This window comes from Paenibacillus sp. J22R232 (genome assembly GCF_056269165.1).
The window spans coordinates 489,201-503,605 of sequence record NZ_JBWDNK010000003.1; the positions used below are offsets into that span (position 1 = coordinate 489,201).

11 protein-coding genes are annotated in these 14,405 nt (G+C 49.5%); 8 read left to right on the plus strand and 3 right to left on the minus strand.

Translation table 11 applies throughout. The features are described from left to right. Positions 1-179: 179 nt before the first annotated feature. Positions 180-2,396: a methyl-accepting chemotaxis protein gene (locus AC0YN3_RS13185; protein ID WP_475775482.1), complete on the plus strand. Its 2,217-nt coding sequence runs from the start codon at positions 180-182 to the stop codon at positions 2,394-2,396. A gap of 182 nt (positions 2,397-2,578) precedes the next feature. Beyond that, positions 2,579-4,603, plus strand: coding sequence for a peptidoglycan D,D-transpeptidase FtsI family protein (locus AC0YN3_RS13190; RefSeq protein ID WP_475775483.1), 2,025 nt, complete (start codon positions 2,579-2,581; stop codon positions 4,601-4,603). A gap of 99 nt (positions 4,604-4,702) precedes the next feature. On the opposite strand, the gene AC0YN3_RS13195 is transcribed toward AC0YN3_RS13190, so the two are convergent. Both AC0YN3_RS13195 and AC0YN3_RS13200 read right to left on the minus strand, forming a co-directional pair. Next, positions 4,703-5,029: an antibiotic biosynthesis monooxygenase family protein gene (locus AC0YN3_RS13195; RefSeq protein ID WP_475775484.1), complete on the minus strand. Its 327-nt coding sequence runs from the start codon at positions 5,027-5,029 to the stop codon at positions 4,703-4,705. A gap of 121 nt (positions 5,030-5,150) precedes the next feature. Next, entirely contained in the window at positions 5,151-6,305 is a 1,155-nt protein-coding gene (locus AC0YN3_RS13200) for an AI-2E family transporter (protein WP_475775485.1), read from the minus strand. A gap of 166 nt (positions 6,306-6,471) precedes the next feature. Between AC0YN3_RS13200 and AC0YN3_RS13205 the strand changes: the two genes are divergently transcribed. The 3 genes from AC0YN3_RS13205 (at position 6,472) to AC0YN3_RS13215 (ending at position 9,478) form a co-directional block, all read left to right on the plus strand. Next, complete coding sequence (locus AC0YN3_RS13205; protein ID WP_475775486.1) at positions 6,472-7,863, plus strand: polysaccharide deacetylase family protein; 1,392 nt, start codon at positions 6,472-6,474, stop codon at positions 7,861-7,863. A 185-nt stretch (positions 7,864-8,048) separates the two neighbouring features. Beyond that, positions 8,049-8,627, plus strand: coding sequence for an RNA polymerase sigma factor (locus AC0YN3_RS13210; protein WP_475775487.1), 579 nt, complete (start codon positions 8,049-8,051; stop codon positions 8,625-8,627). Beyond that, positions 8,624-9,478: an anti-sigma factor domain-containing protein gene (locus tag AC0YN3_RS13215; protein ID WP_475775488.1), complete on the plus strand. Its 855-nt coding sequence runs from the start codon at positions 8,624-8,626 to the stop codon at positions 9,476-9,478. Before AC0YN3_RS13210 ends, AC0YN3_RS13215 begins: the two co-directional genes overlap by 4 nt. 74 nt (positions 9,479-9,552) lie before the next feature. Here the strand turns inward: AC0YN3_RS13215 and ilvD are convergent, their stop codons facing one another. Further along, positions 9,553-11,238 (minus strand): dihydroxy-acid dehydratase, encoded by a 1,686-nt coding sequence (gene ilvD / locus AC0YN3_RS13220; RefSeq protein ID WP_475775489.1) that lies wholly within the window; start codon positions 11,236-11,238, stop codon positions 9,553-9,555. Positions 11,239-11,478: 240 nt separating this feature from the next. Between ilvD and AC0YN3_RS13225 the strand changes: the two genes are divergently transcribed. The 3 genes from AC0YN3_RS13225 (at position 11,479) to AC0YN3_RS13235 (ending at position 14,335) form a co-directional block, all read left to right on the plus strand. Beyond that, positions 11,479-12,183 carry a response regulator transcription factor gene (locus AC0YN3_RS13225; protein WP_475775490.1) on the plus strand — a complete coding sequence of 235 codons (705 nt, stop codon included), beginning with the start codon at positions 11,479-11,481 and terminating at the stop codon, positions 12,181-12,183. Further along, complete coding sequence (locus tag AC0YN3_RS13230; protein WP_475775491.1) at positions 12,173-13,270, plus strand: sensor histidine kinase; 1,098 nt, start codon at positions 12,173-12,175, stop codon at positions 13,268-13,270. Before AC0YN3_RS13225 ends, AC0YN3_RS13230 begins: the two co-directional genes overlap by 11 nt. A 93-nt stretch (positions 13,271-13,363) precedes the next feature. Next, the gene (locus AC0YN3_RS13235; RefSeq protein ID WP_475775492.1) at positions 13,364-14,335 is read left to right on the plus strand and encodes a D-alanyl-D-alanine carboxypeptidase family protein; all 972 of its coding nucleotides are present in this window, start codon (positions 13,364-13,366) and stop codon (positions 14,333-14,335) included. The last annotated feature ends 70 nt before the right edge of the window (positions 14,336-14,405 follow it).

Genomic DNA, 14,405 nt, shown 5'->3' on the forward strand with positions numbered 1-14,405 from the left:
GCAGGACTAGAGTCTTATTTTACCAAAAAAATAAGGCTCTTTTTTTTTGTTTTCTTATTATGGATTGACAAGATTGTGTCGATATAAAATAATATATGGTAAATACATATTTCGGCAAGATTCGCTAGAAGCATACGAACTAATTCAGACTTACAATATTGAAGGCGGTGTCTTTCCCAATGAAAAACGAAGAAGAACAAAAAGCGAAGAAGTCGAAGAAAATTAAGCAACAACCAGCTGTGGATGGGTCAAATGTCGGGAAATCAGAGTTGAGCATGAAAGCGCAATCAGGAATGAAGGCCATGAAGCTATCAGCGAAGGCAGCAAGAGAATCTGTCATGTCAACAAAACTTTCCAATCCGTTAAAATCAGTAGGAACAAAGCTTTTTACGATTATTTTCGTAGGTATTATCGCATGTGTATTGACAGTAGGACTATTGGCGTATTCGCAATCGAAGAAAATTATTGAAAGCAAGGTTTCTGATGCCAGCTTCGAGACAATAAAGCAAGTCGCAAATAATATGGACGTTATTTATAAGACGTACGAGGATCTTTCGCTGCAAATTCTAATCGATAAGAGCTTCCATGAAATCGTAAGAAAAATGCTGGATAGCGCCGATGATTACACCAAATTCGAAGCTTCGCGCAACCTGAGCGAAAAAATGCAATCATACGTTATGGGCAATAACACGATTATTTCATTGATGCTTCTACCCGTAAATCCAAAGCTTGAAGTCGTTACAGCAGGCTCTGCGAGCAGCAGCAGCGCGGAGCGCCTATTAAAAACAGCGTGGTTCTTGGAGACAGTTGAGCTGTCGGGGAAAACAAATTGGATCCCGCCTCAGCCTGAAGGCTTATCAAACTCTACAGGCGTGAGCACGGTCGGACTAAGCCGTCTTATCAAGGATACAACCTCGAGCGAGGCATCTTATGTTCTGCTTATGGAAGTATCGGTTGACTCGATTGCCGAACGTTACAAAGATGTTAACTTAGGCGAAGGCAGCCAGATTGCGATTCTGGATGCTGACAATACGTACATAACGAATGCCGATGCCACAATGATTGGCAAGGAAGCAAGCATCGCTTTACCGTCCGAAGGGGATAAGGCGCTTCAGGATTCTGTAAAGATGAAGACCACAAACAACGAAGAGGTTCTTGCGGCATACAAAACCTTTGCAACGATGGATTGGAAGCTAGTCGGCACGGTACCGGTGAAGGAGCTTGTGAAGGATGCCAAAGCGATTCAGAATATGACTTGGATTACAGTATTAATAGCTGCGGTCATTGCCATTGCAATCGGCGTTCTTGTCATTATGACGATTGCGCAGCCGCTTGTTAAGCTCCGCAACCTTATGAATGAAGGCGCAAGCGGCAATTTAACGGTTCGCTCGGAGATGAAGAAGCGCAGGGACGAAATCGGCGAGCTAAGCGACAGCTTCAACCTGATGATGTCCCAAATTAAAGCATTAGCCGTTCAAACCACTCGTTCCGCCGAGGATGTGCTTCATACCGCTTCCGAGCTGAGCGAGGCTTCGAGAAAAACGGCGATTTCCGCCAAAGAAATTGCCGTGGCAACCGAAGAAATCGCCGGCGGCGCAACGAGCCTTGCTGTTGAAGCAGAGAAGGGCACTGACTTGACGGGAAATATCGATGCTCAAATGAAAAAGGTTATTGCTGCTAACGAGGAAATGGTCCGCTCCGCGCAAGACGTGGAGAAGGCGAGCGAGCAAGGAACGACGTACATGGGCGTACTCATACAAAAAACAGGCATGACGGAAGAAATGACGCGTTCCATGGTGGAGAAGGTCGATGCGCTTAAGGTAAGCACAGGCTCCATCGTGAAAATTCTGGATGTGCTGAATAACTTAACGAAGCAAACGAACATTCTTTCACTGAATGCGACGATCGAAGCAGCCCGCGCGGGTGCAGCCGGAAAAGGCTTTATGGTCGTTGCCGATGAGATTCGCAAGCTTGCCGATCAAAGCCGTCAATCGATTGACGTGGTTGGCCAAATCACGGAGAAGATTAGAGGGGAAATCGACGAGACGGTAAATGTTTTGTCTGACGCGTATCCATTGTTCCAAGAGCAGATTGGCTCCGTGAAAGAAGCGAACCAAATCTTCTTAACGGTTTCCGGCCAAATGGGACAGCTTGCCGAGAGACTCGATCTCGTGACCGATTCCATCGGACAGCTTGACCAATCGCAAGCAGTACTTGCTGATGCTATGACTAACGTAAGCGCGGTAGCGGAGGAATCCTCGGCTACATCGGAGGAAGTAGCCTCGCTGAGTTCCGAGCAGCTAAGCATAAGCGATGGTATGGTACGCTTGTCTGAGAAGCTTGATACCGTATCCCGCGAGCTGAAGGATTCTCTATCACAGTTTAAGATTAATTAAATGTGATCCATACATGAATTGAAGCTATTAGGAAGAGCTTTTCAGGCAAATACTGCTGAAGAGCTCTTTTTTGTTTTTTCGGACGGGTTGGAAGGTTTGAAGCGGGTAGGCTAAAGGAAACAATAGTTAATAAAGACCATATCGCCATAATAATGAGGACGAGAATTAAAGGGGGCTGCAGCATGAGGAACCGGAGACTGAAACGCATATCGCTGGCTGCAATGGCTATCAGCCTGATTATGCTCGTTTATATTGGAAGGCTGGCTTGGCTGCAATTAATGCCTGGGAGCGCTCCCGCAGCCGCGCTCTCGAACAAAACGAGCAGAGGCGGCTGGCAAAGGCTTTCTGTCCAGCAACGGCAGCGCAATCTCGTACTCGATTCCGGCCGCGGTGATTTCTATGATCGAAACGGGGCACCGTTAACAGGCGAGACCTATTCGTCTCTCGCATTGTTTCCGGTAAGAAATGATATAAGGGGAAAGCAAGCAGATTTAATCGCGCTTAGCCGCATGTTGGACATCTCAGTCGAACAGCTGATGAACAAGTGGGACGAAGTGCGGGAGCCTGTTTTCTGGAAAAAGGAAGGAGAGCTCCAGCCCTTGAGGCTGTCGCAAGCGGATGTAAGCCGGATTGAGCATTTATCGTTAAATGGCATTCGGGTGCTGCCCTATCGAAATCGGTATTTGTCTGCTTTTCAGCCCAAGCATCTCATCGGATTTACGAGCGAGCACCCAGAGTGGCTGTTAGTTGAGCAGGCAGGGGATTTGGCGGAAGGCAAACGAAAGCTGGCTGACCAGGTGGGCGGCTCAGGCTTGGAGAAATCGCTGGATAAGCTTCTGCACGGCGTAGGTCCGACCTCTGTTTCTTATTTCATGGATGGACGAAATGCTCCCTTGCATGGCTTGGATGTTAGAATTACGCAGCCGAACAACCGTTATTATCCGCTGAAAGCGATGACAACAATCGATTTGCAGCTTCAAAACGAGATTGAGGAATATGTGGATGCGCATGGCCTGAAGGAGGGGGCTGTTGTCGTGCTGGATACGCGGAACGCCGATATCGTGGCAATGGTATCGAGACCGCAGCTTAAGCCCGGACGATTCGCAACGGCGGATGGGACCGAATGGGAGAATCATGCCGTGAAAGCTTTTGCGCCCGGCTCCGTATTTAAGCTGGTAACGGAAGCTGCCGCACTGGAAGCGGGTGTCGCCAACCAGCATGAATCATTTTACTGCAGCGGAGAGTATGGCAAATACGGCTTATCCTGCTGGAAGGACGGCGGACACGGTCATGTGACGCTGAAGGAGGGATTGGCCCAGTCATGCAATATTGTGTTTGCGACGATCGCCGAACGCCTGACGCCGGCTCAGCTAAAGCGTACCGCAGATGCGCTGGGGATTGGGCAGCAGGCGGGCTGGCATCGTGAGCAGGCTTTTGGTCCATTCTCGGAGCCGCTGCGTTTGCTAGAGGAAGAAGAGAGCGGGCAATTGTTTGCGGTGTCAAAACGCTTTAACAAGGGTGGCGGGGGAAAACAGGGGAGCGGAGAGCAAATTGGAGGAAATAGAAGCGGGGAGCTGAAAGCGGAGAATGGAGAGCGGGGAAGCAGGAAACTGGGAGAAGAGAATGGTGAGAAGAATTCGGGGAAGCAGAGCAGCAGAGCTACCGATGCGGCAAGCGAGCAAGCTGCGATGCTTGCTGCCGTTGACGGCGGTACGCTCGCGCAAAGCGGGCTTGGGCAGCGTGATGTAAGGATGTCGCCGCTTCAAGCGGCTAATCTGATTGTAACGCTGCTTAACGACGGGCGCGTAATGGAGCCGCGCCTGCTCACGGAAATCCGCTATGCCAACGGCCAGCGGATGGTCAAGCTGCCCGCACAGCGGGCGCAAGCCGGCCGTGGCCGGATTAAACCGGCCACGGCGCATGCGCTGCTGCGCGGCATGGCGGCGGTCGTCGACCATGGAACCGGTCGATCGATCCGCCAAGGGCTGTGGGCGGTTGCCGGCAAATCGGGCACCGCCGAGACTACGTGGGCCGGAATCGACCGCAACCACCAATGGTTCGCGGGCTACGGCCCGGTCAAAAAGCCGCGCTACGCCATTGCTGTGCTTGTGGAAAACCAGCCGCCTGGCAGTTCGAATCAGGCGACACGCCTATTTCGCGGCGTAATGGACATCGCCGCCCGTCTATCTTCAACGGTTGAAAAGTAACTGATTATCTTGGATGGTTGACTAGTGACCGTATACGGTCAGCTCGTTCTTTCTGATGTTTATCTATTGAAATAATGACTCTTTCCAGCTTGCTGATGTTCACCTATCAAAATAATAATCCCGTTCCACCTTGCTGATGCGCAGGGCAAAGCTTTGGTACCACTCGCTCTTTCCTCTTTGCTGGGCAATCTGATGCGCTGCGTTGTCCTTCCATGCTTTAATGGAATCAAGAGACGCCCAGTAGGATACGGTTATCCCTAGTGCTTCGTCTCGTGCGGACTCGATTCCCAAATAGCCGCTCTGCTGCGAAGCGAGCTCGACCATTTTATCGGCCATAAGCCCGTATCCCTTATCTCCTTCGGTACGCTCGGAAGAAAAGATCACCGCATAATAAGGCGGCGTTGGCAATTTTGCTATGACGCTCATCTCTAATACTCCTCCTAATAAATAAAAATCGATTAGAATTTCGTTTGAAATGAAAACGAAGTCATGCTTTAGCAGAAAGCTCTTTAACCTGCTAAGGCATGACTTCTATTTTTGAAGCGGACTAAACTTTTTTATTCGGGTCCTCCGGTTTCTCTAAATGGTCGATACCGGGATCTGCTGGCGGCGAATCGAATTCCCCCAGCGGAGCGCGAATCCAGCGATGAAAATAACCTTGATCATACAGCGCTTTAATCAGGATCATGAGGATCGGAGCAAGAATGACGCCGGCGATTCCGAATAACGAGAGGGACACGATCATGAAGGCCAGCATCGTAAAAGCGGAAACGCCTAAGGAATCGCCCGTAATTTTGGGTTCAAGAATTTGGCGAGTCAGCACCACGACGAGGAATAGCGCCGATAACCAGATAGCCAGCGAAATTTTGCCGACGATGATCAAATAAATGATCCAAGGAATGAAGATCGTACCAACGCCAAGCAACGGCAAAATATCGAAAATCGCGGATACGACTGCGATGACGAATGCATTCTCGACCCGGAGCAACAGCAGTGCGGCCAAGATGACGACAAAGGTGATGCCGATCATTTTGGCTTGCGCTTTGATGTAGAGCGCAATTCCTTTGAATACATTGTTGCGAAGGAAAAAGAAAGCGGATTTAAACGTATTTGGCGTTTTTTCCTCGGCGGTCTGCTTCCATGTCGTAATTTCGATGCTTAAGAAATAAGCTAATATAATCCCCACTACAAAATTGAAAATGAAGGTGGAGAATGAAGAAACATAACCGACTACGCTCCGGAGCACGGTTTGTCCGAATTTCGCTAACGTAGAGGACGCGCCTTCAATTAAGTCCTTGGACCGCTGTACCAGATCGAGATCGGCCGACGTCGTGCCGAACCGCTGCTGAAGCTCAACGGTAATGTTGGCGATTTGGCCAGCGAGAATTTTTTGATATTTGGGGAAATCATTGACAAGCTGGGTGCCTTGCTTCGTAAGCAGGTAAGCCGCGCCCGAGAAGGCGGCTAGAATGATAAGGGTGAACACGAGTACTGATATGCCGGAGGCAATGGATTTCTTCATCCCCAGCTTGTTCAGCCGCCTTGCCAGCGGTTCAATGCATAAGAAAATGACGAAGGAGAAGAAAATGGGTGTTGCGATTCGGTACAAATAGCTGAAAGAGTACATAATTAAGTAAACAGTGAGAGCGATGAGGGCGATGTCGAAAGCGGTTCGCCAGTACTTTTTGTAAAAGGGCAACATAAGGGTACTCCTTCTTTTTCCATATTCATATTTCCATAAAGATTGTACTATAGTTTTTAAAAAGATGCCTATTTTTTATTGCGTTATGCTACAATTAAAGCTACTGTTGTTGTTTTGTACCGCTATTCATTCGTCGACTAAATCATATAACGGTGGGGAAAACAAAATGGAAAATTTGCTGTTATGGGGATTATACGTTGCAACCTTCTATGCGTTTCTTCCTGGACTAATTAGCCGTACATTTGGCTTTCGAGTTTTTAAGAAGGGTCTTGTAGAGAAAGAGATAGCCTTAACGTTCGATGACGGCCCAGACCCGGTATACACGGCTCAGCTTCTCGACTTGCTTGCCCGTTTCGATGCGAAGGCGACGTTTTTCATTGTGGGCTCGCATGCCGAAGGGCAGGAGCATTTGCTGCGTCGAATGAAAGATGAAGGGCATAATCTCGGTGTTCACAACTATGTGCATAAATCGAATTGGCTCATGCGTCCACGAACGGTGAAACGCCAGATTGAACGCACGCTAGACATTATCGAGCAAGCGACAGGATCGCGTTCCGCTTATTATCGGCCGCCTTGGGGAATCGTAAACGTATTCGACTATGCGAAGTTCGGACATCTCCAAATTATTTTATGGTCCGCCATGTTTGGAGATTGGCGCATGCGGCTCGGCTCTGAGCGGCTTAAGAAACGGATGATGGAGAAGCTTAAGCCGGGCGAGGTGTTGCTGCTGCATGATTGCGGGATGACGTTCGGAGCAGATAAGGACGCGCCGCGCAACATGCTTATTGCACTGGAAGCCTATTTGGAAGAAGGCGCGAAGCACGGCTACCGATTCATAGCGATCGATGAAATGATTAAGCTGACAGAAGCAGCCAAGTCTATGCATAGGTCAATGTGGAAAAAGGTACTGGTTTCGCTTTGGCTGACATGGGAGAGGATCTTCCACTTCCTATTTCGGCTTAAGACGGTTGGCAATGAAGCGGATGCCGCTTTTCACTACCGGGTCATTACCTACAATGGCGAGGATATCGCGTTCGCCGAAGGCGGAAATGTCGTCAAGGGAGACCGGGTAGCCGAGCTGCATTTCGATAACAGAATGCTCTCAAGTATCGCGGCAACATCCAAATCGCCAGTTGCAACCGGCATTCGCATGCTCAGGGAGGTTGAACAAGCGCTTCCATTGCTTGCCAACCAGCTCGCCGCCGATTCGGATGCCAAGGATATCAAAGCGGTATATGGCGTGACGATGATTCACCGCGGTGCGGATCGCCTGGGCTTTGAAATCTTTCAGCTGCCGGAGGGACTGTTCGCCAAGTCCACGCGCGTTTATCTTCGCTTATTGATTAAGGTCCTAACGAATACGAAGAAAACAGTCAAAAGCAATAAGAAGAAGGATGCAGTTTCGCCGCGAATGCTGTTAATGCCTGTCACGACCGTTAGACGTTACGCAACCGAACAGCTTAATCGGATGCAAGATATTACCGAAGCTGTAGAGCGTTCATTAAGCGCAGCTGCCGACGAAGCTGCGCAGCTAGGTACGAAAACAACAGCCATATAATACAACGAGTAATTGATTTGCGAATTTCCGGCAGCCGACTAGGGTCATTCACCTTAATCGGCTGTTTTTTTATGATTGGTTTAGGCGAAAAAATGCTATTTTCATTGAAGAAAACCGTTAGGTTTGCCTTTTGTTATGAACAAGCTATGATTAGAGCAGGAAATATCGGAGGAGGGGAACCCTTAATGGGGGAGTCAGCATCAGACGAACTGCTCATCCGATTGATTGCGGAACGAGATTCAGACGCATTGGAGCAGTTATATGACCGTTATGAGCGCCAAGTTTACGCTTTCGTATTTCGAATCGTTAGAGACGCGATGGCAGCCGAAGAGGTCGTGCAGGAATTGTTCATCCGGGTTTGGAATTCCGCCGGCAAGTTGCGAACGGATGAAGCAGCTGGGAAGATCAGCAGCTGGATCTTTACGATCGCACGAAATTTATCTGTCGACTGGCTTAGGAAGCATGGAAGAAAACCGCTTGAGACGAAGGAGGAAGGGGCACTTGAACGTGAGGCCGCTCCTTATTCGACGGAGCAAGTGGTTGAGCATAAAATGCTTGGCGAGCAGATGAAAGAAGCGCTCGGCGAGTTGAACGAAGATCAGAAACAAGTGGTGGAACTTATCTATTTTATGGGATATACGCAGCAAGAGGTCAGTCAAAGGCATGATATTCCGCTTGGTACGGTGAAGAGTAGGGTCAGGCTGGCACTGACTCAGCTGAGGAAAAATTTTGATTCGACGTGGAAGGAGGGGGTTCGTCCATGAGCAACGAGCAGGATGTTAGCTGCGGAGACGTTGAAATGTATGTGCTGGGCGGAATGGATGACGAGGACAAGCTGGCATTCGAAGCCCATTTGGCAAGCTGCGCGGCTTGCAGGATCAAAATGGAGGAGCTGACTGCGTTATTCGGTATCATGCCGTTAACGGTTGAGCCTGTAGCCCCCCCTTCTGGCATGAAGGCTCGCATTCTTGCCGCAGTCGCAGAAGCGGATCGTGCAAGCTCGCGGGAAGCATCATCCTCTTCTATGGAAGAAAAGGAGATCATGCGCCCGGCAGCAAAACGAGTTATAGATTTGGCTTCAGCGCAATCGCTGCCTGAGCAGAAAACAAAAAGCTGGACGACACCTTTGTTCGCTGGGGCTGCTGCCGCCTTGTTAGTGGTATCGGCAGTGCTTTATCAGCAGGTAGGTCGCTTAAACGGCGATTCTGATAAGCTTACTGCTCAGGTTCAGGAGCTGCAGCAGCAGCTTGCTGCGGTAGAGCAGCCTTCTTCTGGCATACAAGTCAATCATGTCGTCTCGCTTACGCCAACGATACCGGATATCGTTGCGCAAGGACTAGCTACGATCGTTATTGATTCCAATGGGATGCATTTGATCGTACAAGCGGAGAACCTACCTAAGCTTGCAAACGACGAAGCGTTTCAGGTTTGGCTGCTTAAGGAAGGTAAGCCGGTTAATGCAGGTACGTTCCTTACGAATGACGGCACGGGAGCACTTTATTATACGTTTAAGCCTGATGAATACGACCAGATTGCCATTACGCATGAGCCCGATGCAAAAGGCTTACAGCCGCGCGGTGAAATCGTGCTGGCAGGCAAGCTTGCCACGGGCTAGAAACGGTACGACGCGAACATAAAAAAGGAATGCAGGCTGTTTCCAGCTTGCATTCCTTTTTGAATTTAGGCTTATTACATTTTCATTACGCCGCCAGTGCTGGCGGAAGTAACGAGATGCGCGTAACGGGCCAAGTAGCCGCGTTTGATTTTGAGCTCGAAGCCTTTCCATTCGGAACGGCGTTTTTCGAACTCCTCATCGCTGATCAGAAGATCCATCGTCCGGTTGTTCATGTCGATCTCAACGATATCGCCATCTTGTACGAAAGCGATCGGACCGCCTTCGGCTGCTTCTGGCGAAGCATGGCCGATGCTGATACCGCGCGATGCGCCCGAGAAACGGCCGTCTGTTACGAGTGCAACCTTAGCGCCTAGACCCATACCAACGATTTGCGAGGTAGGAGCTAGCATTTCCGGCATGCCAGGGCCGCCGCGCGGTCCTTCGTAACGAATGATGACGACATGGCCTTCTTTGATCTTGCCGTTCGCAATGCCGTGCAGCGCCTCGTCCTGGGAATCGAAGCAGATAGCAGGTCCTTTGTGGTACCCGCCTACCGATTTGTCTACAGCGCCTGTTTTGATGATCGCGCCGTTAGGAGCAAGGTTACCGAACAATACGGCCAGTCCGCCACGCGCGGTGTGCGGATTGTCGATTGTACGAATAACATCGGTATCCTGAATCTCACAGCCAATAACGTTCTCGCGCAGTGTTTTCCCTGTTACTGTCATAACATCACCGTGCAAAGCGCCTTCCTTTTTGAACAGCTCATTAAGAACTGCGCTTACGCCGCCTGCATTATGAACGTCCTCGATGTGGTAATCGGAAGCCGGTGCGATTTTTGCAAGATGCGGTACGCGCTCAGCCACTTCGTTGATACGCTCAATCGGGTATTCGATGCCAGCTTCATGCGCGATGGCAAGCGTGTGAAGAACGGTGTTAGTTGAACCGCCCATTGCCATATCAAGCGCAAACGCATTATCAATGGTATCTTTCGTTACGATATCACGCGGTTTAATGCCGAGCTCGATGATTTTCATCAGCTGACGAGCTGCGTCTTTAACGAATTCTTTGCGTTCTGGAGCCACGGCAAGTATTGTACCGTTACCAGGCATAGCAAGTCCCATGCCTTCAGCCAAACAGTTCATGGAGTTAGCCGTGAACATGCCTGAGCAAGAGCCGCAAGTCGGACATCCGAATTGTTCCAGCTCCATGAGCTGGTCATCGTTGATTTTGCCTGCTTGGTGAGCGCCTACGCCTTCAAATACGCTGGATAGCGAGATGGAGCGGCCGTCTGACGTTTTGCCTGCTTTCATCGGCCCGCCGCTAACGAGCATGGTCGGGATGTTGACGCGGAGTGCGCCCATGATCATGCCCGGCGTGATTTTGTCACAGTTCGGAATACAGACCATACCGTCGAACCAGTGCGCGTTGACTACGGTTTCGATGGAATCGGCAATGATCTCGCGGCTCGCAAGCGAGTAGCGCATGCCGATATGGCCCATTGCGATTCCGTCATCTACGCCAATCGTATTAAACTCGAATGGTACGCCGCCAGCTTCGCGGATTGCTTCCTTAACTAGCTTGCCGAACTCCTGCAAATGAACGTGGCCAGGAATAATATCAATATACGAGTTGCAAACCGCGATAAACGGTTTATCGAAATCTTCTTCTTTTACGCCTGCGGCGCGCAACAAGCTGCGATGCGGTGCGCGGTCGAATCCTTTTTTGATCATGTCTGAACGCATTCTTTTGGCCGCCATGTAAGTGCCCCCTATGTGCATAATAAAATAATAATACTCTCGATTTTATCACAACGGACAAGCGTTGGCTATAACGCGTGGATGGCAGCGGGTACGGGCATAGTTTAAGAAAACATTAAAAAAGCCTTAAACATTGTGATAATGCGCCAAAGCATGGGACATGCCTCGCCATATTCATGTATAGTATGCTCAAAGGACACAATGAGAAAACAACAACAGGCTGAAGGAGGCTGCTTCTTTATGGAAAGACGCGTATTAATTGTCGACGACGAGCGAGAAATTGCTGATCTTATAGAGATTTATTTGAAGAATGAGGGTTTTTCCACAGAAAAAGCGCATGACGGCGAGCAAGCCTTGGCGGCTTACGCGAAAAATCCGTTTGATCTGGTCATTTTGGATATTATGATGCCGAACATGGACGGACTCGAAGCGACGCGCCGATTACGGCGGGACCAATCGGTGCCAATTCTCATGCTGAGCGCGAAGGCTGAGGATATGGATAAAATAATGGGCCTCATGACCGGTGCGGACGATTACATGATCAAGCCGTTTAATCCGCTGGAGCTTATAGCCCGCGTTCGGTCGCTGCTGCGGAGAACCTACCAATATGCAGCGCAAACGGAAAACAGCATGGATTCGCGTTCGGAGAAAGAGCTTAGACTGGGGCCGCTCCGAATTGACAAGCTTAGCCATACTGCTGAGATCGATGGGAAACCGCTTCATTTGACGTCCACGGAGTTCGGCATCCTACATCTACTCGCGAGCCAGCCGGGACGGGTATTCAGCGCGGAGGATATATTTCAGCAAGTATGGAAAGAGAAATATTTCGATTCCAATAATACGGTCATGGTACATATCAGCAAGCTCAGGGATAAGCTGGAAAAGGAGCTTGGGGATAAAATGATCGTTACCGTGTGGGGGGTTGGCTATAAAATTGAAGGATAATATTGCCTTGAAGCTGGTCTTCCGTTCGATACTGAATCTGATCGTGAGCGCATCGCTTGCCTTTATTACCGTGTTTTTCTTTATATTCGCTGGTATGTATCTCATTGACCGAATATCGGCCGTGAGGGATATATATCGCAATTTGTTTTCGATATTTACAGAAGCCGTCCTATTTGGCGGTACAGGGATTGTTTTGTTTTTTTTGTATTTTTTTATCCTGCAATGGCAAATGTTCCGTAATCTTAGTCAAATGAATCATACGGTACGCGGAATTGCCGAAGGAAGATACGAAATGGATTACCAGATCGAGGTGAGCAAGCGCAGCCTCTTCAGCCCGATGGCCTCCAATATTAATAATTTGGTTGGACGGCTGCACCACGCCCTGGACGATGAGCGCAAAGCCGAGCAAACCAAAAACGAGCTCATCACGAATGTATCGCATGATTTGCGTACGCCGCTCACCTCGGTGCTTGGCTATTTAGGATTAATTGAGCAGGACCGGTACCGCGACGAGGTAGAGCTCAGGCATTACGTGCAGATCGCCTATGACAAATCGCAGCGGCTGAATGTGCTGATTAACGATTTATTCGAATATACGAGAATGCGCCATGATACGTCAGGCCTTAAGCTGACAACCTTCAATTTAATTGAAATGCTGGGACAGCTGCTCGTCCAATTCCGGCTGCCGCTGCAAGAAGCGGGCATGCAAAGCAGGCTTGTGACGGATAAGGCTGGCGTTATGCTTGAAGGGGATCCGGCCAAGCTTGTGCGGGTTTTTGAAAATTTAATTTCGAATGCGATAAATTATGGAAAAGAGGGCAAGCAGATCCTCGTCAAGGCAAGTGCCGAGGATGGAGCGGCAATCGTTGAAGTGATCAATTTCGGCGAGCCGATATCATCGGTGGACTTGCCTTATCTTTTCGATCGTTTCTATCGAGTAGATAAATCCCGGACGCAGTGGGCAGGCGGTTCGGGACTCGGACTCGCGATTGCGAAGGGCATTATCCAGAAGCATGGCGGGATGATATCGGTATCAAGCGATCTCGAACAGACGTCATTCCGGGTAGCCTTACCGATTATTCATTAATATTTAAGCTTTTCTTATGGTTTGATTACGGTCTCCTTAAGTTGATGCTCCTATACTGATCGTATAGAACGTTAAGCGAGAGGGAGACACATAATGATGGCAGAAAGAACGTACAAAAGAAACGCTACCGCAGCTGTTAAGATGCTAGTGATTGCTGTTGCTTTAATAGCTTGCACCTTGTACCTTATATCCTTGAAAGGCAAGCCCGCCGTGTCCGATCTTACGCTCGAAGCCAGCTCGGCCATATTGGTCGACCTTCAGACCGGCAAGGTCATCTATGAGAAAAATGCCAATGAACCGCTTCCTCCTGCAAGCATGTCCAAGCTTATGACAGAGCTGCTCGTCTTGGATATGGCAAATGAAGGGGAGCTTGGATGGAGGGACCGTATCACGGCAAGCCCGTACGCGGCTCAGGTGCCAGGCTCTCAAATCGGCTTCAATGCCGGGGATAGCTATACGGTTAGGGAGCTGTTTGAAGCGATGGCGGTCCATTCGGCCAACGATGCTGCCGTAGCGTTGGCTGAGCACATTGCGGGGAGCGAAGCCGCTTTTACCGTGCTGATGAATAACAGAGCGGAAAAGCTCGGGTTATCCGGCCAAACGGTTTTTGCCAATGCGACAGGCTTAAGCGCGGAGGATCTGCTTCCTTTCGAAGAAGCTTCCAATCAACGGGATACCGTTATGACAGCCAAGGATACGGCATCGCTAGCCGCATATTTATTGAAAAAATACCCCGAGGTGCTGGAGGTTTCGAGTCGGAGCAGCGTAAAGCTTGCAAGCACGTCGCAGAAGCTGCAGACGACGAATTTAATGCTGAACGGCATGCCCTACGCTTTCCCTGGAAATGACGGACTAAAGACAGGCTACACCGTTCAAGCCGGCTATTGCTTCACAGGTACAGCAAAGCAGCAGGATAGGCGCCTGGTTTCGGTTATTATGGGAGCGCGAACGCCTGAGCAGCGATTTACGGAAACGAGCTTATTGTTTGACTATGGCTTTCAAACCGATGGTCTGGTGAGCTTGATTGGTCACATCCAAAGCAAGCTGGGCATTCAGACGGGGTAACTTTTAACTAACGAAAGGTAGAATGATGTCGATTAATGTCGATAATCCGCATATGAATAATAGTGTAAGT

Excerpts from the sequence above, each read along its gene's own strand:
- AC0YN3_RS13195 (WP_475775484.1), bottom strand. The coding sequence starts at position 5,029 with ATGAGCGTCATAGCAAAATTGCCAACGCCGCCTTATTATGCGGTGATC.
- AC0YN3_RS13190 (WP_475775483.1), top strand. The coding sequence starts at position 2,579 with ATGAGGAACCGGAGACTGAAACGCATATCGCTGGCTGCAATGGCTATC.
- AC0YN3_RS13210 (WP_475775487.1), top strand. The coding sequence starts at position 8,049 with ATGGGGGAGTCAGCATCAGACGAACTGCTCATCCGATTGATTGCGGAA.
- AC0YN3_RS13215 (WP_475775488.1), top strand. The coding sequence starts at position 8,624 with ATGAGCAACGAGCAGGATGTTAGCTGCGGAGACGTTGAAATGTATGTG.
- AC0YN3_RS13235 (WP_475775492.1), top strand. The coding sequence starts at position 13,364 with ATGATGGCAGAAAGAACGTACAAAAGAAACGCTACCGCAGCTGTTAAG.
- AC0YN3_RS13185 (WP_475775482.1), top strand. The coding sequence starts at position 180 with ATGAAAAACGAAGAAGAACAAAAAGCGAAGAAGTCGAAGAAAATTAAG.
- ilvD (WP_475775489.1), bottom strand. The coding sequence starts at position 11,238 with ATGGCGGCCAAAAGAATGCGTTCAGACATGATCAAAAAAGGATTCGAC.
- AC0YN3_RS13205 (WP_475775486.1), top strand. The coding sequence starts at position 6,472 with ATGGAAAATTTGCTGTTATGGGGATTATACGTTGCAACCTTCTATGCG.
- AC0YN3_RS13200 (WP_475775485.1), bottom strand. The coding sequence starts at position 6,305 with ATGTTGCCCTTTTACAAAAAGTACTGGCGAACCGCTTTCGACATCGCC.
- AC0YN3_RS13225 (WP_475775490.1), top strand. The coding sequence starts at position 11,479 with ATGGAAAGACGCGTATTAATTGTCGACGACGAGCGAGAAATTGCTGAT.